14 protein-coding genes are annotated in these 21,063 nt (G+C 73.0%); 6 read left to right on the plus strand and 8 right to left on the minus strand.

What is annotated here, in order from left to right; all coding sequences use genetic code 11:
• Positions 1-2 precede the first annotated feature (2 nt).
• Positions 3-1,643 (minus strand): hypothetical protein, encoded by a 1,641-nt coding sequence (locus tag AC3EU2_RS13830; protein WP_488176871.1) that lies wholly within the window; start codon positions 1,641-1,643, stop codon positions 3-5.
• Between the two features lie 101 nt (positions 1,644-1,744).
• Here AC3EU2_RS13830 and eccCa point away from each other — a divergent pair, with 101 nt between their 5' ends.
• Together eccCa and AC3EU2_RS13840 are read left to right on the plus strand one after the other, a co-directional pair.
• On the plus strand, positions 1,745-5,710 hold the full coding sequence (gene eccCa / locus AC3EU2_RS13835) for a type VII secretion protein EccCa (RefSeq protein WP_488176872.1): 3,966 nt from the start codon (positions 1,745-1,747) through the stop codon (positions 5,708-5,710).
• A gap of 24 nt (positions 5,711-5,734) precedes the next feature.
• Positions 5,735-6,499, plus strand: a complete 765-nt coding sequence (locus tag AC3EU2_RS13840) for a lysophospholipid acyltransferase family protein (protein ID WP_488176873.1) — start codon at positions 5,735-5,737, stop codon at positions 6,497-6,499.
• A 38-nt stretch (positions 6,500-6,537) separates the two neighbouring features.
• On the opposite strand, the gene AC3EU2_RS13845 is transcribed toward AC3EU2_RS13840, so the two are convergent.
• From AC3EU2_RS13845 to AC3EU2_RS13870, 6 genes are read right to left on the minus strand one after another with little or no spacing between them, the layout of a single operon-like run.
• A complete protein-coding gene (locus AC3EU2_RS13845; RefSeq protein WP_488176874.1) occupies positions 6,538-7,077 on the minus strand; it encodes an NUDIX hydrolase family protein in 540 nt (179 codons plus the stop codon).
• Positions 7,078-7,107: 30 nt separating this feature from the next.
• A complete protein-coding gene (locus tag AC3EU2_RS13850) occupies positions 7,108-7,956 on the minus strand; it encodes an ECF transporter S component (protein WP_488176875.1) in 849 nt (282 codons plus the stop codon).
• Entirely contained in the window at positions 7,953-9,587 is a 1,635-nt protein-coding gene (locus tag AC3EU2_RS13855) for an ABC transporter ATP-binding protein (RefSeq protein WP_488176876.1), read from the minus strand. Before AC3EU2_RS13855 ends, AC3EU2_RS13850 begins: the two co-directional genes overlap by 4 nt.
• Positions 9,584-10,711, minus strand: coding sequence for an energy-coupling factor transporter transmembrane component T (locus AC3EU2_RS13860; RefSeq protein ID WP_488176877.1), 1,128 nt, complete (start codon positions 10,709-10,711; stop codon positions 9,584-9,586). The genes AC3EU2_RS13855 and AC3EU2_RS13860 overlap by 4 nt, the downstream gene beginning before the upstream one ends.
• A gap of 37 nt (positions 10,712-10,748) precedes the next feature.
• Positions 10,749-11,681, minus strand: coding sequence for a hypothetical protein (locus AC3EU2_RS13865; protein ID WP_488176878.1), 933 nt, complete (start codon positions 11,679-11,681; stop codon positions 10,749-10,751).
• Positions 11,678-13,270, minus strand: coding sequence for a hypothetical protein (locus AC3EU2_RS13870; protein ID WP_488176879.1), 1,593 nt, complete (start codon positions 13,268-13,270; stop codon positions 11,678-11,680). Before AC3EU2_RS13870 ends, AC3EU2_RS13865 begins: the two co-directional genes overlap by 4 nt.
• Positions 13,271-13,805: 535 nt before the next feature.
• On the opposite strand from AC3EU2_RS13870, the gene ileS reads away from it, so the two are divergent.
• From ileS to AC3EU2_RS13885, 3 genes are all read left to right on the plus strand, one after another.
• Positions 13,806-17,120, plus strand: coding sequence for an isoleucine--tRNA ligase (gene ileS, locus AC3EU2_RS13875; RefSeq protein WP_488176880.1), 3,315 nt, complete (start codon positions 13,806-13,808; stop codon positions 17,118-17,120).
• Between the two features lie 141 nt (positions 17,121-17,261).
• Complete coding sequence (locus AC3EU2_RS13880) at positions 17,262-17,762, plus strand: helix-turn-helix transcriptional regulator (RefSeq protein ID WP_488176881.1); 501 nt, start codon at positions 17,262-17,264, stop codon at positions 17,760-17,762.
• A complete protein-coding gene (locus AC3EU2_RS13885) occupies positions 17,759-18,202 on the plus strand; it encodes a VOC family protein (RefSeq protein ID WP_488176882.1) in 444 nt (147 codons plus the stop codon). Before AC3EU2_RS13880 ends, AC3EU2_RS13885 begins: the two co-directional genes overlap by 4 nt.
• A 50-nt stretch (positions 18,203-18,252) precedes the next feature.
• Here AC3EU2_RS13885 and AC3EU2_RS13890 read toward each other — a convergent pair whose 3' ends face one another.
• Positions 18,253-19,428, minus strand: coding sequence for an IS30 family transposase (locus AC3EU2_RS13890; protein ID WP_488176163.1), 1,176 nt, complete (start codon positions 19,426-19,428; stop codon positions 18,253-18,255).
• Positions 19,429-19,607: 179 nt separating this feature from the next.
• On the opposite strand from AC3EU2_RS13890, the gene AC3EU2_RS13895 reads away from it, so the two are divergent.
• Positions 19,608-21,008 (plus strand): bifunctional folylpolyglutamate synthase/dihydrofolate synthase, encoded by a 1,401-nt coding sequence (locus AC3EU2_RS13895; protein WP_488176883.1) that lies wholly within the window; start codon positions 19,608-19,610, stop codon positions 21,006-21,008.
• Positions 21,009-21,063: the final 55 nt, after the last annotated feature.

A 21,063-nucleotide genomic window follows, 5' to 3' on the forward strand; every position in this document is an offset into this window, starting at 1 on the left:
GCTCAGCCCGAGGTCATCCGCCGGATGGCCTCCACGCCACCCGCGGCGACCACGCCGAGCGGCACCGACAGTGCGACCGTGAGGCCCTCGAGGGAGTCGGCGAAGCGGGACATGCGGGTCGAGCGGTACCCCTGCACGAGGGCGGTGGCGCTGAGCACGCTGACCCAGCCGATGCCGGTCGCGAAGAGGAAGACGACGACCGTCGCCCCGCCCCAGCCGCTCGTGAGCAGCGCGTACGCGCCCGCCAGGAGGAGGGCCGCGCAGGCGCCCAGCATGCTGTAGCGCGGCAGCCGGTCGCGGACGGTGCGTGACTGGTAGCCGCAGGCCAGCGCGGCGACGACGACGACCGCGACGGTGCCCCACCGCGAGGTGGTGTCGGGCGCCGGGGTCGTCACGGCGAGCCACCCGCCCACCGCGGCGGTGAGGGAGAGGTATGCCGTCCCGATCGCGACGATCTCGCGCGCGGCGTCGAACCGGGCGCGCACGTCGTCGCGCGTGATCCGCTTGCGCCGACCCGCGCTGCGCTCGCGGACCGACCAGATCGTCGTCGAGAGGCGGTCGGTGTCGACGAGCTGGTTGGCGTCGACGACGAGGCTGGTCGTGGGCAGGAGCCGCACGAGCAGCGGGCACAGCCCGGTGACGACGGCGGCGATGGAGTGGCCCGGCCAGTCGAGCACGGTGCCCGTCCCGACGAGCAGCCCGAGCCCGCCGATCGTGGCGAGGACGGTCCGGTCGCCGGGGGAGTCGGCGTCCACCCGGGTCCGCGTGATCGCGAGGGCGAGCACGGCCACCGCGCAGCCCGCGACGACGGCAACGGACTCGCGCCCCGGCGTGGCCGGCCAGGGCAGGGTCAGCCCCGCGGCCAGTCCGAGGGCGGGCGCGGTCGCGGCGGCGGCGAAACGGTGGGAGCGGTTGCTGCTCAGCGCCGCGAGCCCGATGGCCCCGGCCGCGAGCAGCGCCGCCGCGACCGTCGGCATCCACGAGGTGGGTGCCCCGAGGACGGTGCCGGTTCCCGTCGTCGCGCCGAGCGCGAGGCCCCACGCCGCGACCAGGCTGACGATCGCGCCGAAGGCGGCGGCGAGCCAGATGAGCTGGGTGGCGACCGCCGGGGGAGCGGCCCGCTTGCGGTGCGGCGCGCGGGGGACCGCGCCCACCGTCACGAGGCCGGAGCGAGGGGTGGTCGCCTCCGAGACCTCGCTCGAGGAGGCCTCCCCACGGCGGCGCGTCGACGCGTCGACCTCGGGGCTCGCAGTGGCCGGCTCGGCGGGCTCGCGGTGGCGTCCACCGGACCCGGCGGGCGCACTGGACCGGGCGCCCCCGGCGCTGCGGCCGCGGTCGAGGTTGAGGATGTCGCGGGTCACCGCGTGGGTCGTCACCGGGACGACGCTGAGGATCGACCCGGTGGGCACCGACTCGTCGAAGGTGTCGAGCGGTCCGAGGATCCGGCCGCTGGGGGTCGAGACGGCGTGCGGGTTGGCGCGGGAGGCGATGCCGAGGACCGACAGGACCTCGGTGACCTGCGCGCCGACGGGGACGACGAGGTCGTAGCGGCGTCCGCCGGCGCTGAGGGTGATCTGGAGCCCGGCACCCACGTCCGTACCCGGCATACCCCACCCCTCGTCGTCGACACGGCCAGCACCCACGTCGAAGGATAGGCGGCAGGGCCGTTCCGTGGTGCGGCACCCTCGGTGCGCGTGGCGGACAGGAGATAGGTTGACCCGGTGCGAGCACTGGGGAGGGCAGCGTGACCGCGACGGTCGGAGGGGCGCGTCAGGAGGCACCGTCGGTGCCCACCGGCCGGATCGTCCTGCAGCCGCCGCCGGAGATCACCCCGGCCGAGGGCCTGAGCACCCTGCTCATGCAGGCGGTGCCGATGCTGGGCTCGGTCGGCTCGATGGGGTTCGTCGCGCTCTCCCAGCCCGGCCCGCGCGGGATCATCGGTGCCGGCATGTTCCTCATCGCCTCCCTCGGCTTCGTCTTCGCCAGCGGCATGCGCCAGCGCCAGCAGCACACGACCGAGGTCGTCTCCAACCGTCGCGAGTACCTCGCCTACCTCGCCGAGGTCCGCGGGACGGTGCGCGACGCCGCGAGCAAGCAGCGCGAGGCCGGGCTCTGGAACTTCCCCGCCCCGGACTCCCTCCCCCTGCTCGCCGAGGAGAAGAGCCGCGTCTGGGAGCGCCTGCCCAAGGACGACGACTTCCTCCACGTGCGGATGGGCACGACCTCCCAGCCGCTCTGCCTCACCCTCGAGCCGGCCGAGACGCCGCCGCTCGCCCAGCTCGACCCGGTCGCCGCGTCCGCGCTGCATCGCCTGCTCACCACCCACCGCGTCCAGCACGGGCTCCCGGCGTCGGTGTCGCTCCCGGCGTGGGCGCGGGTCCAGGTCACCGGCGAGGCCGGCCCGACGCGAGCGCTCGCGCGCGCCCTCGTCGTCAACGCCGCGCTCATGCACTCGCCGAACACGCTCATCGTCGCGGCCCTGACCGGGCCCGACGCGCGGGCCGAGTGGGACTGGCTCAAGTGGCTGCCGCACGCCCTCAGCCCGCGCGAGCGCGACGCGGTCGGTCCGTCGCGGCTCGTCGCCGAGTCGGTCGACGAGCTCCTCGAGCTGCTGCCCGACGACGTCACCGACCGCCCGCGCTTCGGGCCGGGCAGCCAGCGCCCCGCGCCGCACGTCCTCGTCATCGTCGACGGCGCCCGCCTGCCCCGGCACAACCCGCTCGTCACCGACGACGGGGTCCTCGGCGTCACCGTCCTCGACCTGCCCGAGCAGTGGGGCGAGCTCGACAGCACGACCACCCTGCGGCTCGCGGTCGACGGGGCGCCGCACGCGACCGCGGACGGCCAAATGCCCTTCGAGATCCTCAGCCTGAGCCGGGGCGGCGCCAAGGGCCTCGCCGACCAGATGAGCCTCACCCAGGCCGAGGCGGCGTCTCGTCGCCTCGCCCCCATGTTCACCAGCGGCGAGGTCGAGGTGCGCGACGCGCTCACGTCGAGCACGGAGCTCGTCGACCTGCTCGGTCTCGGGGACGTGCGCGACTTCGACCCGACCACGGCGTGGCGCCCCCGGCTCCAGCGCGACCGGCTCCGGGTGCCCATCGGCGTCGGCGCGAACGGCCAGGTCGTCGCCCTCGACATCAAGGAGTCGGCCCAACAGGGCATGGGTCCGCACGGGCTCGTCATCGGCGCGACCGGCTCCGGCAAGTCCGAGCTCCTGCGCACGCTCGTCCTCGCGCTGGCGATGACCCACTCGTCCGAGCAGCTCAACTTCGTGCTCGTCGACTTCAAGGGTGGCGCCACATTCGCCGGCATGGCGGACATGCCGCACGTCTCGGCCGTCATCACCAACCTCGGTCAGGAGCTCACCCTCGTCGAGCGCATGCAGGACGCGCTCCAGGGGGAGATGACCCGGCGCCAGGAGCTGCTGCGCTCGGCCGGCAACTTCGCCAACGTCACCGACTACGAGAAGGCCCGGGCCGGAGGGGCCGACCTCGAGCCCCTGCCCGCGCTGCTCATCGTCGCCGACGAGTTCTCCGAGCTGCTCTCCGCCAAGCCCGAGTTCGCCGACCTCTTCGTCGCCATCGGCCGGCTGGGCCGGTCGCTCTCCATGCACCTGCTCCTCTCGTCGCAGCGCCTCGAGGAGGGGCGGCTGCGCGGGCTGGAGTCGCACCTGTCCTACCGGATCGGCCTGCGCACCTTCTCCGCCGGCGAGTCCCGCACCGTCATCGGCGTGCCGGACGCGTACGAGCTGCCGCCCATCCCGGGCCTGGGCTACCTCAAGCCCGACCAGACGACCCTGACGAAGTTCAAGGCCGCCTACGTCTCCGGACCGCCGAAGGGCCGTCGCCGACGCAGCGCCGCCGGTACCGGCGGGTCGATGCAGGTGCTGCCCTTCACGTCGGCCAAGGCCGTCTCCGCGATGCCCCGCGTCGAGGAGGAGCCGCAGCCGGCCCACGAGCCGGAGGAGACCCGGGCCGTGTTCGACATCGCCGTCGCCCGGATGAGGGGTCAGGGCCGTCCCGCCCACCAGGTGTGGCTGCGGCCGCTGGACGTGCCGAACTCGATGGACCAGCTCCTCGGCGACCTCGCGGTCGACCCGCAGCTCGGCCTCGTCAGCCAGCGCTGGCGCGCCCGCGGTGCCTACGTCTTCCCGATGGGCATCGTCGACCGCCCGCTCGAGCAGCGACGCGAGATCTTCACCCTGCACCTCGGCGGGGCCGCCGGTCACGTCGCCGTCGTGGGTGGGCCGCGCACCGGTCGCAGCACCTTCCTGCGCACCCTCGTCGCCTCGATCGCGCTCACCTCGACGCCGCTCGAGACGCAGTTCTACATCCTCGACTTCGGCGGCGGGACGTTCACGCCCTTCGCCGGGCTGCCGCACGTCGCGGGCGTCGCCAACCGCAACGAGCCCGACATCGTCCGTCGCACCGTCGCGGAGATCTCGAGCATCATCGACCGCCGCGAGGCCTACTTCCGGGCCAGTGGCATCGACTCCATCGAGACCTACCGCCGCCGCCGCGCGGAGGGCCGGGCCGACGACGGCTACGGCGACCTCTTCCTCGTCGTCGACGGGTGGCCGACGATCCGCGCCGAGTTCGACGAGCTCGAGCAGTCGATCAGCGGCATCGCCGGGCGGGGTCTCACCTTCGGCATCCACGTCGTCATCACGACGTCGCGCTGGATGGACTTCCGCATGCAGATCCGCGACATGCTCGGCACGCGCGTCGAGCTCGGTCTCGGCGACCCGGGCGACTCCGAGATCGACCGCAAGCTCGCCGCGAACGTGCCCAAGGGCCGGCCGGGGCGCGGGATCACGACGACGAAGCACCACTTCCTCGCCGGCATACCGCGGGTCGACGGCTCCGGGAGCGTCGAGGACCTCGGCGAGGGCGTCGACGACCTCGTCGCCAGGGTGAGCGCCGCCTGGACGGGTCCGCAGGGGCCGAAGCTGCGCCTCCTGCCCGAGAAGATCAGCCTCGAGGCGATCCGCGCGCAGGCCGGTCCCGACGACCGGCGCGTCCTGCTCGGCATCAACGAGAGCAACCTCGAGCCGGTCGGCGTCGACGTCACGGAGGAGTCCCACCTCTACCTCTTCGGCGACACCGACTCGGGCAAGTCCTCGATGCTGCGGGCCTACGCCAGCGAGATCGCGCGCCTCTACACCCCGGCGCAGGCCAAGCTCTTCGTCGTCGACTACCGCCGGGCCCTGCTGGGCGAGCTGCCGCAGGACCACGTCGCCGAGTACATGACGACCGAGGAGCAGGTCACCGCGGAGATCGAGGGCCTCACCGCCTTCCTGCGCACCCGCCTCCCCGGCCCGGACGTCACGCCGGAGCAGCTCCGCGCCCGCTCCTGGTGGTCCGGCTCGGAGGCGTTCATCCTCGTGGACGACTACGACCTCGTCGTCACGTCGGCGGGCTCACCGCTGCGCCCCCTCGTCCCGCTGCTCGCCCAGGCCGCCGACGTCGGGCTCCACCTCGTCGTGACGCGACGTGCCGGAGGCGCCTCGCGGGCCAGCTACGAGCCGGTGCTGCAGGCGATGCGCGACCTCGCCACCCCGGGCATCATGCTCAGCACGCCGCCCGACGAGGGCGCCCTCATCGGCACCGTCAAGGGCTCCCTCCAGCCGGCCGGACGGGGACGGCTCGTCACCCGCGACGAGGGCAACCAGTTCGTCCAGCTGGCGTGGCTGCCGGCGCAGCACAGCTGACCTACGGGGCCGTAGGCTCGCCCCATGGAACCTGTCTACACCCCGGTCATCACCGCGGCTCGCGCCGTGTTCCTCGCTCAGGGGCTGAAGTTCCGGATCGAGGGTGCCGAGCACGTGCCGCGCGTGGGCGGCGCCGTGATGGCCATCAACCACACCGGGTACTTCGACTTCACGTATGCCGGTCTCGCGGCCCATCCGTCGCGGCGCCTCGTCCGCTTCATGGCGAAGACGTCGATCTTCTCGCACCGGGTCGCCGGGCCGCTCATGCGCGGGATGAAGCACATCCCCGTCGACCGGCGCGACGGCAAGGCCTCGTTCATGCGCGCGGTGCAGGCGCTCAAGGACGGCGAGGTCGTCGGTGTCTTCCCGGAGGCGACGATGTCGCGCTCGTTCGACCTCAAGGAGTTCAAGCCGGGGGCGGTGCGGATGGCGCAGGAGGCCGGTGTCCCGATCCTGCCGACGACGATCTGGGGCTCGCAGCGGGTGTGGAGCAAGAACACCCCGAAGCACCTCGGGCGCAGCAACATCCCGATCTCCATCATGATCGGCGAGCCGTTCCACGTGGGCCCCGACGAGAACCGGGCCGAGGCGACGAAACGGCTGCAGGCGGTCATGGAGGGCCAGCTCCGGCAGCAGCAGGCGGCCTACCCCACGCTCACCGGTGAGGACCTCGTCTTCCAGCCCGCGCGGCTGGGAGGCCGGGCTCCGACCCCCGAGGAGGCCGCCGCCGAGGACGCCCACGACATGAGCCGCACCGTCGACAAGTTCAACAAGAAGCGCCGCGGCTGACCGTCAGCGAGCGGCTGCCGCTCGGACCGTCGGCCGGGTCAGACCGGGTGGCCGAGGTGGCCGAGCGCCTGGCGCAGCAGGACCCCGTGCCCGCGCTCCATCTCGGCGAGCACGCCCGGGGCGAGCGCCTCCTCGGGAGTGAGCCAGGCGAGGTCGAGCGCGTCGTGCTGTGGCGCGCAGTCGCCGGCGACGGGCACGACGAACGCCAGTGACACGGCGTGCTGGCGCGGGTCGTGGAACGGCGTCACGCCCGGGGTGGGGAAGTACTCCGCCACGGTGAACGGCACCGGCGAGGTCGGCACCCGCGGCAGCGCCATCGGCCCGAGGTCCTTCTCGAGGTGGCGGAGCAGGGCGTCGCGCACGCGCTCGTGGTAGAGCACCCGCCCGGAGACGAGCTCGCGCTGGATGTCGCCGTCGTCGGAGGCGCGCAGCAGCAGACCCACGGCCACGACCGACCCGCGCTCGTCGACCCGGACGGGCACGGCGTCGACGTAGAGGATCGGCAACCGCTCACGGGCGCTGTCGAGCTCCTCGCGGCTCAGCCAGGCTCGGGTCGCGTCAAGCTCGAGATGACTCATGGCGGCGATTGTGCCAGTGCTGCCGGTCGGTCAGTCGCGCGTGGTGGCCGGGGTGAACTCGACGGGGGCCTCGAAGGCCGCCCTGCGGGCCGCCCGTCGCAGCGTGCGCAGCACGACGCCGCCGGTGAGGCCGACGAGGACGATGTTCGTCACCGCCCGGCCGATGTCCCAGCCGAGCGAGGTCGCGAACGAGAAGACGAGGAAGCGGTGGAGGTTGTCGAGCACGGGCGCGCCGGCGACGAACGACAGGCCGCCACCGAGCCCGGTCGTGAACGGCCAGAACATGAGGTTGAGGGCGATGCCGTAGAGCAGCCCGGACACCGCGCCGTATGCCGCGAGCAGGGCGATCTCGGCCCGTCCCCGCAGCGGGGGCAACAGGCCCGCTCCGAGGCCGACCCAGGCGGCGCCGAGCATCTGGAAGGGCAGCCAGGGTCCGACGCCCCCGGTGATGAGCGCGGACGCGAACAGCGTGGTCGCTCCGAGGACGAAGCCGAAGCCCGCGCCGAAGACCCGCCCGCCGAGGATGAGCAGGAAGAACACGGTCTCGAGCCCCGCGGTGCCGGCCCCCACCGGCCGCAGCGCTGCTCCGACGGCCGAGAGGACGCCGAGCATCGCGATCGCCTTGACGTCGAGCCCACCCTCGGACACCTCCGCCAGCACGACGGCGAGGAGCAGCGGCATGAGGAGCGAGAAGAGCAGGGGCGCGTCGGTCGAGTGCGCGAAGGCGGTCCCCGGGTCGACGATGAGCGGCCACCCGAAGGCGACGACGCCCGCGAGGCTCACGGCCACGATGGCGAGGGTCGAGCGCGGCCGCAGGCGGACGGCCCGCGTCCGGTCCCGGCGCCTTCCGGGCGTGGGTGCGGGCGCGAGGGCGGTCACGAGGGCTCGCCCACGGCATACCGGACGTCGTCGACGGTGAGCCACGGCTGGGGTGCGGTGATCTTCGCGACCTGAGGGGCGAAGGCCGGGCTGGAGACGACGACCTCACGGGTGGGCCCGTCGGCGACGACCTCGCCGGCGGCCAGGACGACGACGCGGTCGGCGGTCTCGGCGACGAACTCGACGTCGTGGGTCGAGACGACGACGCCGCGGCCGCGCGCGGTGAGGTCGTGCAGTGACCGGCGCAGCGCCGCCTTGCCGGCGTAGTCGAGCCCGCGCGTGGGCTCGTCGAGCAGCAGGACCGGCGGGTCGGCGGTGAGCTGGACGGCGAGCACGACGGCGAGCCGCTGGCCCTCCGAGAGGTCCCGGGGATGGCGGTCGTCGGGGATGCCGGGTGCCAGCCCGTCGAGCAGGCTGCGGCAGGTGCCCTGCCCACGGCCGCTCTCGCGGTCGGCCTGGGCGCACTCGGCGCCGACCGTGTCGAGGTAGAGCAGGTCGGCCGCGGACTGGGGGACGAGCCCGACGTGACGGCGTCGCTGTCCGGCGTCGAGACCGTGGATGTCGACGCCGTCCAGGGGCGCGTCGGTGGCGTGCACGCGGACGCTGCCGGAGCGGAGCGGACCCGAGCCCTGGAGCCCCCACAGGAGCGAGGACTTGCCGGCGCCGTTGCGACCCATGAGCGCCGTGACCTCGCCGCCGCGCAGGGTGAGGTCCACCCCGCCGACCGCCACGACCGCTCCGTGGGTGATGACGACGTCGCGGGCCTGCACGAGGGTCGGCCCGTCGGTCGTGGGGCGGTCCGGGTGGGTCGGCGCGAGGGAGCGCCACGCGGTGGCGCGGCGGCGGGCGTCACGCACCGACAGGGGGAGCGGTGACCAGCCGGCCCAGCGGCCGAGCTCGATGACGGGCGGTGCGACATCGGCGGTGGCCATCGCCGCCGCCGGGTCGTGCTGGGTGACGACGCCGTCGGTGCCGACGTGGACGACGGTGTCGGCGTACTGGAGGACGCGCTCGATCCGGTGCTCGGCGACGACGACGGTCACGGCGAGGTCGTGGACGAGGCGGGTGATGGTCGCGAGGACGTCCTCGGCGCCGGTGGGGTCCAGGGCCGACGTGGGCTCGTCGAGGACGATGACCCGGGGGTGGGCGGTGAGCACGGAGCCGATGGCGACGCGCTGCTGCTGGCCGCCCGAGAGCTCGCGCAGCGCGGCGCCGCGCAGGTCGGCGATCCCGAGGACGTCGAGCGTCTCCTCGACCCGCTTGCGCATCGTCGCGGCGCCGAGGCCCAGCTGCTCCATGCCGTAGGCGAGCTCCTCCTCGACGGTGTCGGTGACGAACCCGGCGAGCGGGTCCTGGCCGACGACCCCCACGAGGTCGGCGAGGTCGCGCGGGCGGTGCTCGCGCGTGTCGCGACCGAGGAGGCGCACGTGCCCGGCGAGCGTGCCGCCGGTGAAGTGGGGGACATGCCCGGTGATGGCCCCGAGCAGCGTGGACTTGCCCGAGCCGGTGCGGCCCACGACGAGGACGAGCTCGCCCTCGTCGAGGCGGAGCGAGACGTCGCGCAGGGTGGGCGCCGGGGCGCCGTCGAAGGTGACGGTGACCCGGTCGAGCTCGACCACGGGGGTGCTCATGCCGCCACCACCGGGGTGACGGCGGTCCGTGCCGTCGCGCCCCGCGTCGCCGCGGGAGGCGGGGGCGGCGTGAGGAACGCCGGCAGGGCCGCCACGAGCAGGCCCGCCACGGCGACGAGCGGCAGCGCCGGCACCGAGAGGGGGTCGAGCGGCATGCCGAGGGAGGCCGCGTCGCCGCGCATGACGACCCGGACGGCGACCGCGGCCGCGACGCCGGAGCCGACGGTGAGCCACTCGGCCGCCCGCCAGGGGTCCGGCCGGTACGTCGAGCGGGCGTTCGCGCGTCCACCGAGCCAGATGCCGGCCAGCGAGAGGGCGACCCCGGTGAGGAGCGCGGGAGCCCCGAGCCACCCGGGGGACGAGGAGTCGAGGATCCCGTAGATGCCCACGGCGCTGGCGAGCAGGCCGCCGAGGGTGCACACCGACGTGAGGGCGCGAGCCACCGGCGTGACCACCCGGCGACGGCCGTAGCCGCGGGAGTCCATCGCGGAGGCGAGCATGAGGGAGCGGTCGAGGGTGTCCTCGAGCACCGGCAGGGCGATGCGGGGCAGCGCCCGGATGCCCCGGGCGGTGTCGCCGCGCAGGGCCCGCGCGCGCATCACCCGCTGGACGCTGTCGGCCAGCTGCGGGGCCACGGTGATGGTGACGACGACGGCCGAGCCGATCTCGCTCAGCGCGCCGGGGAGGCTGCGCAGGAGCCGTTTCGGGTTCGCCAGGGCGTTGGCGGCGCCGATGCAGGCGATCATCACGGCGAGGCGGAGCCCGTCGGTGACCGCCCGGAGCAGGCCCTCGAGCCGCACGTCACCGAGGACGTCGATGCCGGCGGCCCACGAGGGGAGCGTCACCTCGGGGAGGGGGAGGACGACCGTGTCCCCGGACTTGAGGCCGACGAGGACGTGGAGCACGGTTCGGACGAGGACGATGAGGACGCCCAGCCACAGGTAGAGCCGGAACGACCTCGCCCACGGCGAGCTGCCGCGCCGTGAAGTGACGACGAGGGCGGCGACGCCGAGGGCGGCGAGGAGGAGGAACGGGTTCGTCACCGCGCTCACCGCCACGGCCAGCCCGAGGGCCCAGCCCCACCACGCGACCGGGTGGACCGAGCGGGGGAGGGCCGGGCTCATGGAGTCATCCTGCCGGGGTGCGCGACCTCGCGGCCGCTCACCCCGTCGGGCGGCGTCGGACGGCGACCACGGCGACGGCCGCGGCGAGGCCGGCCAGCAGCACGCCACCGCCGACGAGGCGGCTCGAGCCGGAGGTGCCGGTGTCGGCGTCGGGGTCGGGACGGGCTGCTGCCACGACGTCGCTCGCCGAGGGCGAGGGGGACGCGGACAGTGACGGCGAGGAGCCGGTCGACGCGCCGGTCGAGGCGCTGGGGCGGGGGGTCGGCGTCGCGGTCGCCGGTGCGCTCGCGCTGGCTGCGCCGCTCGGTGCCGTCCGACCCGCGGGTGAGGACGCCGTGGGGGCCGGGGTCCGTGCGGAGGTGGTCCCGGGCGTGGAGCCCGCGGAGCCGGCGCTGGTTCGCGGGGCCGACGTCGTGCGGCGGGGCGTGCTCGTGGCCTTCGGCGCCGTGGTCGTGGGCCGGGGGGGCGCGGTCGTCGGCCTCGGCTTCGGTGGGGGCGCTGGCGCCGGCGCCGGCTTGGCCGGGCTCACCGACGGGGCGGAGCCGGAGCCGAAGCGGAACCCGATCGAGGAGCCGGGACGAGGGTCGTGGCTGCCTGCGCCGCTCTGGCTGTAGGTCCAGGACCCACCGGAGGAGGCGTGGAAGAAGGCCCAGTAGGCGTCCGCGGGCGGCATGTTGACGCACGGGTCCGAGGCGGGGTAGCCGTCGATGCGGCAGACCGCCCCCGGGAAGCGGCTCGGCATGGTCATCGAGTGACCGGCCGCCCTGAGGGCCGACATGGCCGACGACGGGTCGCCGCCGGCGCAGCGCGTCGAGGTGCCCGCGGACGACTGCACGACCACGGTCACCCCGGACGTGCCCGAGCAGGCCGCGGCCTGCGCCGGGGCAGCAGCCCCGACGAGGCCGACGGCCGCCAGCGCCAGCCCGCCCCCTGCGGCGAGCAGGCGAGTTCGGAGGTGGGACGCCGTCACTGGTGGACGCCCCGACGCCGTGCCACGAGGATCGTCGCCGCTCCCGCGAGGAGCAGGAAGGTCGCGACGGCCAGGGGCAGGGTGAGCTCTGCGCCGGTGTAGGCGAGGCCGGGGCCGGCACCCGGGCGGTTCGGGCCGGCGGCCGGTCCGTCGGTGCCGTCGGCAGCGCCGGTGCCGGGGGCGGTTCCGGTTCCGGTCGGGACGGCGCCGGTGGGGGTGGTCGTCGGGGTCGCGGACCCGGTGGGCGCGCTCGTCGGCGTCGTCGTCGGGCTGGGTGCGGCGCAGGGGGTGGCCACGGTGCCGGCCGCGAGGTCGTCGGCCACCACCGTCGGGAGGGCGCCGCCGACGAGTCCGAGGACGGCCTGGGGGGTCGCCCGGATCCCCTTCTCGAGGTTGGCACTGGTCGCGGTGCGCGTGTCGGCGCTGAACGCGATGCCGCCGCGGTACTGGCTCGGGACCTCGCAGCCCCACTGCAGGCCGAGGATGAAGTTCGTCGCCCGAAGGTATGCCGGGGTGCGTCCACCGAGCGCGAAGGCCTGGGCCGCGAGACCCGTCGTGTTCGCGTTCGCTCCCTCACCGGTGGCGTTGGTCAGCGCGCCGTCGGCCCGCTGGCGCGACTCGAGGTGGTCCAGCGCGCGGGTGGCGCTCGCCACGTCGCCGCCGGCGAGGAACGCCTGGGCCGCGAAGGCGGTCGCGTCGGGGTCGCTCGTGCACGTGGCCGCGCCGAGGCCGCCGCGGACGCCCCCGTCGGCGCACTGCTGCGCGGCGAGGAACTCGACGCTGGCCGCCGGGAGGGTGACGCCGGCGCGCTGGAGACCGATGATCGCCAGGGCCTGGTTGATCGTCACCGCGTAGTCGTTGGCCGAGGAGCCGAAGCGGCCCTCGGCCGTGACGAGGTCCTGGAGCTCGGCGACGAGGTCGTAGCCGCCGAACGCGCGCGGGTCGCGACCCTGGGCGGCGACGAGGATGAGGGTCTTCCCGACCCCGCCACTGGAGATCGGCGTGCCCGGGTACTCGATGTACTCGGCGAGGTTCTGCTCGACCCACGTGGTCGCCCGCCCCGCGGCGGTCCCGCCGGTGCGGGTCGCGTCGAGGGCGAGGACCGCGTCGATCGTGTTGCCCGTGTCGGCGAAGAGACCGAAGCCCGCTTCGGGGTAGTTGAGGTGGTCGCCGGTGGCGGCGAGCTGGGTGGCGAGGAAGTGTGCGGCGTAGCGGGCCTGCTGCTCCTGCAGGCTCCCGACCGGCACCACGGTGAGGACGGGGTCGGCCGCGGCCTTCGGGGCCTCGGGGGCGTCCGGGCTCGCGGGGGCGCTGAGGGCGGGCAGGTCCGTCGTCGGGCTCGGGGTGCTCGTGGAAGGGGCGCTCGTGCTCGTGCTCGGGCTCGGGCTCGGGCTCGGGCTCGCCGCGGGGGTCGGCGTCGCGCTGGCCGTCGGGGACGGGTTGGTGCTCGGGCTCGTGCTCTGGCTTGCCGACGCGGTCGGGCTGGGACCGGGCGTGGTCTCGGCGACGGCGGCGGCCGGCATACCGAGGGTGAGGGCGGCGAGCGCCAGCGGCGCGACGACCCGCAGGCGGAGGGTGGAACGGTGCATGGGAACAGCCTTTGCATGAGCGGTTCGTGACGAACGCCCGAGCGGCTGTCAGCAGCAGTCCGGGCTCCGTCCCGTGACCTCGACGGGTGATGTGGAGCCGCTCGCGTCCACGAGGCAGTCCGGCTCGCCACCCTCACGGGCGGCCTACGGTTGCGGGTCAGCGCCGGAATCGGACCGGCTTCCCCCCGCGGACACGGTTGGTGTCACCGAACGATCGGCGACAGCGGCGAGTGTAGCGCGATCCGACAGGACCCCTCGCTGCCGGTAGACTCACCCCACAGGCGTCTGAGCCGTCATCAGCGGCGAGCCTTCGGAAGAACGGCGCGGTCCGGTTCCCTCGGGCCCGCTCACTAGAACCGGACGCCCGGGCCACGTCACGGCCTTCGGCAAGAGTGGTCGGGTCTCGCACCCGGCAAGCGGGGTGGTACCGCGGTGCCACCGGGATCGATCCCGGTGACGTCGTCCTCGGTCAACGAGCAGCAGAGCACGGTCGAGCAGGCCGGGTGACGCGACCGACTGAAGGACGAGCGACGACATGACCTACCCCCGGGTCTCCACCAGCAGCGGCGACCAGCCGGAGCAGACGAGCACCAAGGTGCCCTCGAGCCCGCGGTTCCCGCAGATCGAGGAGGCCGTCCTCGCGTACTGGGACGCCGACGACACCTTCCGCGCGTCGGTCGAGCAGCGGGACGCAGGGACCAACGGGGCGAACGAGTTCGTCTTCTACGACGGGCCGCCGTTCGCCAACGGCCTGCCGCACTACGGCCACCTGCTCACCGGGTACGTCAAGGACCTCGTGCCGCGCTTCCAGACCATGCGCGGTCGGCGGGTCGAGCGCCGCTTCGGCTGGGACACCCACGGCCTGCCCGCCGAGCTCGAGGCGATGAGCCAGCTCGGCATCAAGACCAAGGACGAGATCGTCGAGCTCGGCATCGAGGCGTTCAACGCCAAGTGCCGCGAGTCCGTCCTCAAGTACACCGACGAGTGGCGCGACTACGTCACCCGCCAGGCCCGCTGGGTCGACTTCGACAACGACTACAAGACGCTCAACGCGCCGTATATGGAGTCGGTGCTCTGGGCGTTCAAGACGCTGCACGACAAGGGCCTGGTCTACGAGGGCTTCCGCGTGCTGCCCTACTGCTGGAACGACCAGACGCCGCTGTCCAACCACGAGCTGCGCATGGACGACGAGGTCTACCAGATGCGCCAGGACCCGGCCGTCACGGTCGGGCTCCGCCTCGAGACCGGTGAGCTCGCGCTCGTCTGGACGACGACGCCGTGGACCCTCCCGAGCAACCTCGCGATCATGGTGGGTCGCGACATCGACTACGTCGTCGTCGAGTCCGACGCCACCGGCACCACCGAGCGCTACGTCATCGCGGCGGCGCGCCTCGCCGCCTACGCCAAGGACTTCGGCCTCGAGCCGGACGCCCTCGAGGCCGCGGTCGTCGAGCGCCTCACCGGTGCCGACCTGCTCGGTCGCGGCTACACCCCGCCGTTCTCCTACTACGCCGGTCACGAGCGGGCGCACCGCGTCGTCGAGGCCGAGTTCGTCACGACGACCGACGGCACCGGTCTGGTGCACAGCGCCGGCGCGTTCGGTGAGGACGACAAGATCGTCACCGACCGTGAGGGCATCGAGCCGGTCATGCCGGTCGGTCCCGACGGCGCCTTCACCTTCCCGGTCGCCGAGTACGAGGGCCTGCTCGTCTTCGACGCCAACGCGCCGATCATCGACCACCTCAAGGCGGCGACGCGGGGGAGTGGCGAGCGGGGCGCGGTGACCGAGGGCACGGTGCTGCTGCGCCGCGAGACCTACGACCACTCGTACCCGCACTGCTGGCGCTGCCGCCAGCCGCTCATCTACAAGGCCGTCTCCTCGTGGTTCGTCGAGGTGACCAAGGTCAAGGACCGCATGGTCGAGCTCAACCAGGACATCCAGTGGGTGCCCGAGCACGTCAAGGACGGCCAGTTCGGCCGCTGGCTCGAGAACGCCCGGGACTGGTCGATCTCGCGAAACCGCTTCTGGGGCAGCCCGATCCCCGTGTGGCGTTCCGACGACCCGGCGTTCCCGCGGATCGACGTCTACGGCTCGTTCGCCGAGCTGGAGCGCGACTTCGGGCGCCTGCCGACCAACGCCGACGGCGAGCCCGACCTGCACCGGCCGTTCATCGACGAGCTGACGCGACCCAACCCCGACGACCCGTCGGGCCGCTCGACGATGCGTCGCGTCGAGGACGTCCTGGACGTGTGGTTCGACTCCGGCTCGATGTCGTTCGCGCAGGTGCACTACCCGTTCGAGAACTCCGAGTGGTTCGAGCACCACTTCCCCGGTGACTTCATCGTCGAGTACATCGGGCAGACGCGCGGCTGGTTCTACACCCTGCACGTCCTCGCCACGGCGCTGTTCGACCGCCCGGCGTTCTCGTCGTGCATCAGCCACGGGGTGGTCCTCGGCAACGACGGCCAGAAGATGAGCAAGTCGCTGCGCAACTACCCCGACGTCTCCGAGGTCTTCAACCGAGACGGCGCCGACGCGATGCGCTGGTTCCTCATGTCGTCACCGATCCTGCGCGGCGGCAACCTCGTCGTCACCGAGGAGTCCATCCGCGAGGGCGTGCGCCAGGTGCTCATCCCGCTGTGGAACAGCTGGTCCTTCTTCACGCTGTACGCGAACGCCCACGGCGGCGGCAGCGGGTACGCCGCGTCGCCGTCGACCGCGTCCACCGCGCCGCTCGACCGCTACCTCCTCGCCAAGCTGCGCCAGCTCGTCGAGACGACGACGGCCCAGCTCGAGGGGCTGGACGTCGCCGGCGCCTGCGACTCGGTGCGTGCCTTCGTCGACGTGCTCACCAACTGGTACATCCGTCGGTCGCGAGAACGCTTCTGGGACACTGCTTCTGGCGACTCTTCCGATGCCGACACGCGTTCGGCGTTCGACACGCTCTACACCACTCTCGAGGTGCTCACCCGCGTGACGGCGCCGCTGCTGCCGCTCGTCTCGGAGGAGATCTGGCGTGGGCTGACCGACGAACGTTCGGTGCACCTCACGGACTGGCCCTCGCCCGACGAGCTGCCCGCCGACGACGAGCTCGTCGAGCGGATGGACCAGGCCCGAGTCATCTGCTCGGTCGCGTCGTCGCTGCGCAAGAGCGAGCGCCTGCGGGTGCGGCTGCCGCTGCGCGACCTCACCGTGGTCGTGCCCGGGGCCTCGGCGCTCGAGGGCTTCGCGGGGATCATCGCCGACGAGGTCAACGTCCGCCAGGTCTCGCTGCTCGACCTCGACGCCGCCGCCGACGGCGACTTCGGTGTGAGCCAGAAGCTCACCGTCAACGCCCGCGCCGCCGGGCCGCGCCTCGGCCGTGAGGTCCAGACCGCGATCAAGGGCTCCAAGTCGGGCGACTGGTCGGTCGGTGAGGACGGCACCGTGACGAGCGGTGGCCTCGAGCTCGTCGAGGGCGAGTACACCCTCGACACCGTCGTCGAGGGTGGTGCCGCGGGCTCGCGGGCCACGGCGGTCCTGCCCGGTGGCGGGTTCGTCGTCCTCGACACCGAGGTCACCGCCGAGCTGGCGGCCGAGGGCGTCGCGCGCGACATCGTCCGCGCGGTCCAGCAGGCCCGTCGCGAGGGCGGTCTCGACGTGAGCGACCGCATCTCCCTCACCCTCACCGGCTCCCCGGCCGTCTGGGAGGCCACGGTGGCCCACCAGGCGCTCATCGTCGAGGAGACGCTCGCGACCCAGTTCGGGTCCGCGCCGACCCTCGACGCACTGCCGCTCGGTGACGGGACGAGCGAGGCGACCGTGGGCGACGGCGAGACCGTCCGGATCCGCGTCGCCAGGCTCCCCTGACCGACTGATTGCGCATTCCGCTCCCAGCATCCCGACTGATTGCGCATTGTGGACCGACCCAGCAGGCCGCCGGCCTGGTCGTGAGGGTCCGCAATGCGCCGTCAGTCGGGATGCGGATGGCGGCAGTCATACGCTGCGCAGGTGAGCGAGAGCGCGCGACGGGTCCCCGGGGACGTCCTCGTCCACCTGCGTCGAGCCCGCGACCACGTCGACCGCAGCTTCGCGGAGGAGCTCGACCTCGACGAGCTCGCGGCGATCGCCGGGCTGAGCAAGTTCCACTTCATCCGCTCGTTCGCGGCCGTCTACGGGCTCACCCCCCTCGCGTACGTCGGTGAGCGGCGCGTCGAGCGGGCGCAGGACCTGCTGCGCACGACCAACCTCACCGTCACCGAGGTCTGCCACGCCGTCGGCTACAGCAGCCTCGGCTCGTTCAGCAGCCGCTTCCGCGAGGTCGTCGGCGAGACTCCCAGCGCCTTCCAGACCCGGTATGCCGTCCACGGCGCCCCCCGTGTCCCGGGCTGCTGGGTGTTCATGTCGGGTCTCGTCGAGAGGCGCAGGGACCCGGGGAGCCCGGCGGACGGCATACCGAGCAATCCGGGAGAAGCGGCGGGAGGGCCCGGGCCCATAGCGTCGAGCCCATGATCACCAACGTCTCCCTCGTGTCCGTCTGGGTCAAGGACCTCGACGAGTCCCTCGCCTTCTACACCGACGTCCTCGGCTTCGCCGCCGGCGACGACATCACCCTCGGGCCGGACTTCCGCTGGGTCACCGTCACCCACCCGTCCCAGCCCGAGCTCTCCCTGCACCTCACGACACCGAGCAAGCCGCTCTCGGACGAGCTCATCGCCGCGATGCAGCGAGCCCAGCTCGACGGCGGGCTGCCCGGCGTGGGCCTGCACGTCGACGACTGCCGGAGGACGGTCGAGGAGCTCAAGGCCAAGGGCGTCGAGTTCCTCCAGGAGCCGGAGGAGCGGCCGTACGGCGTCGAGGCCCTCATGCGCGACAACTCCGGCAACTGGATGGTGCTCGTCGAACCACGTGAGTTCACCCCCGAGGACTTCGACGACGCCTCCTTCGACTGACCCCCACCCCCCGACTTATTGCGCATTCCGGTCCGGCGGAATCAAGGGAGTCACGCAACACCGTTGGCGATGTTCGCAGACAGTAGTTCGTTGAGCATCTCGGCTGGGGTTTTGAAGGCGTGGCGTTTGCGGGGTCTGGAGTTCAGTTCGGCGGCGATGTTGTCGAGCATCCCGGGCCCGTAGAAGCTGAGGTCGCTACCTTTGGGCAGGTACTGGCGCAGCAGCCCGTTGGTGTTCTCGTTCGTGCCGCGCTGCCAGGGCGAGTGGGGGTCACAGAAGTAGATCTCCAGACCGGTGGCTTCGGCGATCTGGGCGTGACGTGCCATCTCGCTGCCCTGGTCCCAGGTCAGCGACCGTCTGAGCTGTTCAGGCAGCGTCAGCATCTTGGCCACCAGCGCGTCCTGCACGGCCAGGGCGCCGTGGTTGTCGGGCAGGTGCAGCAGCATCGTGAAGCCGGTGGTGCGCTCCACCAACGTGCCGACCGCGGACGCCGAGGCGGTGGAGCCGAGGATGAGGTCGCCTTCCCAGTGTCCGGGCACCGCGCGGTCCTCGACCTCGGGCGGGCGCGAGCTGATCATCACCATGTCCGGGATCCGCGCGCGGCGCTCACCCTCGCGGCGGCGTGGTCGGCGCATCGACCGGCCGGTGCGCAAGCACGCGGTCAGCTCCCGCTTGAGACCACCACGGGCCTGGATGTACAGCGACTGGTAGATCGTCTCGTGCGACACCCGCATCTCCGGTTCGTCGGGGAAGTCGACCTTCAGTCTTCCAGCGACCTGTTCCGGGCTTTCGTGCCGCTCCAGCCTGGCCTGGACCTCCCCACGCAGCCGGAGATTGGTGGCCAGCTTCGCCGCGCGAGGAGCCGTGCGGCCACGATCGACTGCGGCTTGGGCCACCGAGGGACGGTAGCCGCGCCTGGTCGCGCCCCGAGCCAGCTCGCGGCTGATGCTGCCCGGATCACGCCCCAGCCGGCGGGCGATCTCCCGTACCCCGCGGTCGGCATGGACCAACGCCGCGATCTCCTCCCGCTCCGAGAACGACAGGTACCGGCCAACCGGGGCGGCAACAGACGTGGGTTTCACCCCGCCAGCCTCCCGGAAGATGCGACTGGCCCACCTGTACGACAGCCCCGTCAACCCGCCCGCATCCTCCACGCTCAACCCGTCCCGGATCCCAGCCCAAAACCGGCGATCCAGCTCCCGCGGCGCCCTCGGCCGACCCCTCATGACAAACAACTCCTCGTGATCGAGGTGTTGCGTGACTCCCTTGAACCCGCCTCCCCGCGGAGCGACTGATTGCGCATGACGACCAGCACGGCTGAACGCCGTGCGCGCAATCAGTGGGACCTGCACGACCGAAATGCGCAATAAGTCGGGGGGCCGGGGTGGGCGCCGGGGCTGCGAGAATGGGACGCATGGCACCGGCTCCCGACTCTTCCCAGCGCGAGGCAGCGCGCACCCTCGAGATCACCAAGCGGCTGCGTGAGGTCGAGCAGGCCATCCTCGCCCGGGCGCCCGAGCACGACCTCGAGCCCTCCCTCGACCGGATCCGCACCGTCATGGAGCTCGCCGACGACCCGCAACGCACCTACCCGGTCATCCACCTCACCGGCACCAACGGCAAGACGACGACCGCGCGGGTCATCGAGTCGATCCTGCGCGAGATGGGCCTCACGACGGGGCGCTTCACCTCGCCGCACCTCCACACGATGCTCGAGCGCATCGCCATCGGGGGGCGCCCCATCGGGGCCGAGCAGTTCCTCTCGGCCTACGACGACGTCATCGGCCTCATCGACATCGTCGACGCGAAGTCCGCCGCCGAGGGCGAGCCGCGGATGACCTACTTCGAGGTGCTCGTCGCCGTCGCCTACGCCGCCTTCGCCGACGCCCCCGTCGACGTCGCCATCGTCGAGGTGGGGATGGGCGGCAGCTGGGACGCCACCAACGTCGCCGACGGCGCGGTCTCGGTCATCACGCCGATCAGCCTCGACCACCAGCACTTCCTCGGGAACACCGAGACCGACATCGCCCTCGAGAAGGCCGGGATCATCAAGCCCGAGGCCATCGCCGTGAGCGCCCGGCAGGACGACCCGGCCGTCATCGGCATCCTCAACGCCCGCGCAGAGGAGGTCGGCGCCCAGATCGCCCACGAGGGTGAGCAGTTCGGCCTCGAGGGCGGCGACGTCGCCGTCGGAGGACAGGCCGTCACCGTGCGCGGCCTCGCCACGACCTACCCCGACCTCTTCCTGCCCTTCCACGGGTCGCACATGGCCCAGAACGTCACCGTGGCCATCGCCGCGGTGGAGGCCTTCGTCGGCGGCGGCGAGCAGGAGCTCGACCTCGAGGTCCTGCGGGCCGGCCTCGCGGCCGCGACCTCGCCCGGGCGCCTCGAGGTGGTGCGGCGCAGCCCCACCGTCCTCGTCGACGCCGCGCACAACCCGGCCGGGGCGGTCGCCCTGCGCGACGGCCTCCAGGAGGCGTTCACCTTCACCAAGCTCGTGGGTGTCATCGCGATCCTCAAGGACAAGGACGCCTCGTCGATGCTCGAGATCCTCGAGCCGGTCCTCGACGAGGTCATCGTCACGCGCACGACCTCATCGCGCGCCATGCGCCCCAACGACCTCGGGGAGCTCGCGCGCGGCATCTTCGGTGACGCGCGAGTCACCGTCATCGACGACCTGCCCGACGCCCTGGACCGCGCGGCGGGCATCGCCGACGGCGCCGGCGTCGGTGGGGGAGTGCTCGCCACCGGTTCGGTCGTCACGGCGGCCGAGGTGCGGATGCTGCTCGGCGTCACCGACGCCTGACCCACCACCTCGCCGGCCCACGTTCGCGTCGGTTCGCGTCGGTTCGTGATGGTTC

Source organism: Knoellia sp. B-D-2, from assembly GCF_057714695.1.

Bases quoted from the DNA above. Each gene is read 5' to 3' on its own strand.
- AC3EU2_RS13895 (WP_488176883.1), top strand. From the start codon at position 19,608: ATGGGACGCATGGCACCGGCTCCCGACTCTTCCCAGCGCGAGGCAGCG.
- AC3EU2_RS13870 (WP_488176879.1), bottom strand. From the start codon at position 13,270: ATGCACCGTTCCACCCTCCGCCTGCGGGTCGTCGCGCCGCTGGCGCTC.
- ileS (WP_488176880.1), top strand. From the start codon at position 13,806: ATGACCTACCCCCGGGTCTCCACCAGCAGCGGCGACCAGCCGGAGCAG.
- AC3EU2_RS13840 (WP_488176873.1), top strand. From the start codon at position 5,735: ATGGAACCTGTCTACACCCCGGTCATCACCGCGGCTCGCGCCGTGTTC.
- AC3EU2_RS13890 (WP_488176163.1), bottom strand. From the start codon at position 19,428: ATGAGGGGTCGGCCGAGGGCGCCGCGGGAGCTGGATCGCCGGTTTTGG.
- AC3EU2_RS13845 (WP_488176874.1), bottom strand. From the start codon at position 7,077: ATGAGTCATCTCGAGCTTGACGCGACCCGAGCCTGGCTGAGCCGCGAG.
- AC3EU2_RS13885 (WP_488176882.1), top strand. From the start codon at position 17,759: ATGATCACCAACGTCTCCCTCGTGTCCGTCTGGGTCAAGGACCTCGAC.
- AC3EU2_RS13860 (WP_488176877.1), bottom strand. From the start codon at position 10,711: ATGAGCCCGGCCCTCCCCCGCTCGGTCCACCCGGTCGCGTGGTGGGGC.
- AC3EU2_RS13855 (WP_488176876.1), bottom strand. From the start codon at position 9,587: ATGAGCACCCCCGTGGTCGAGCTCGACCGGGTCACCGTCACCTTCGAC.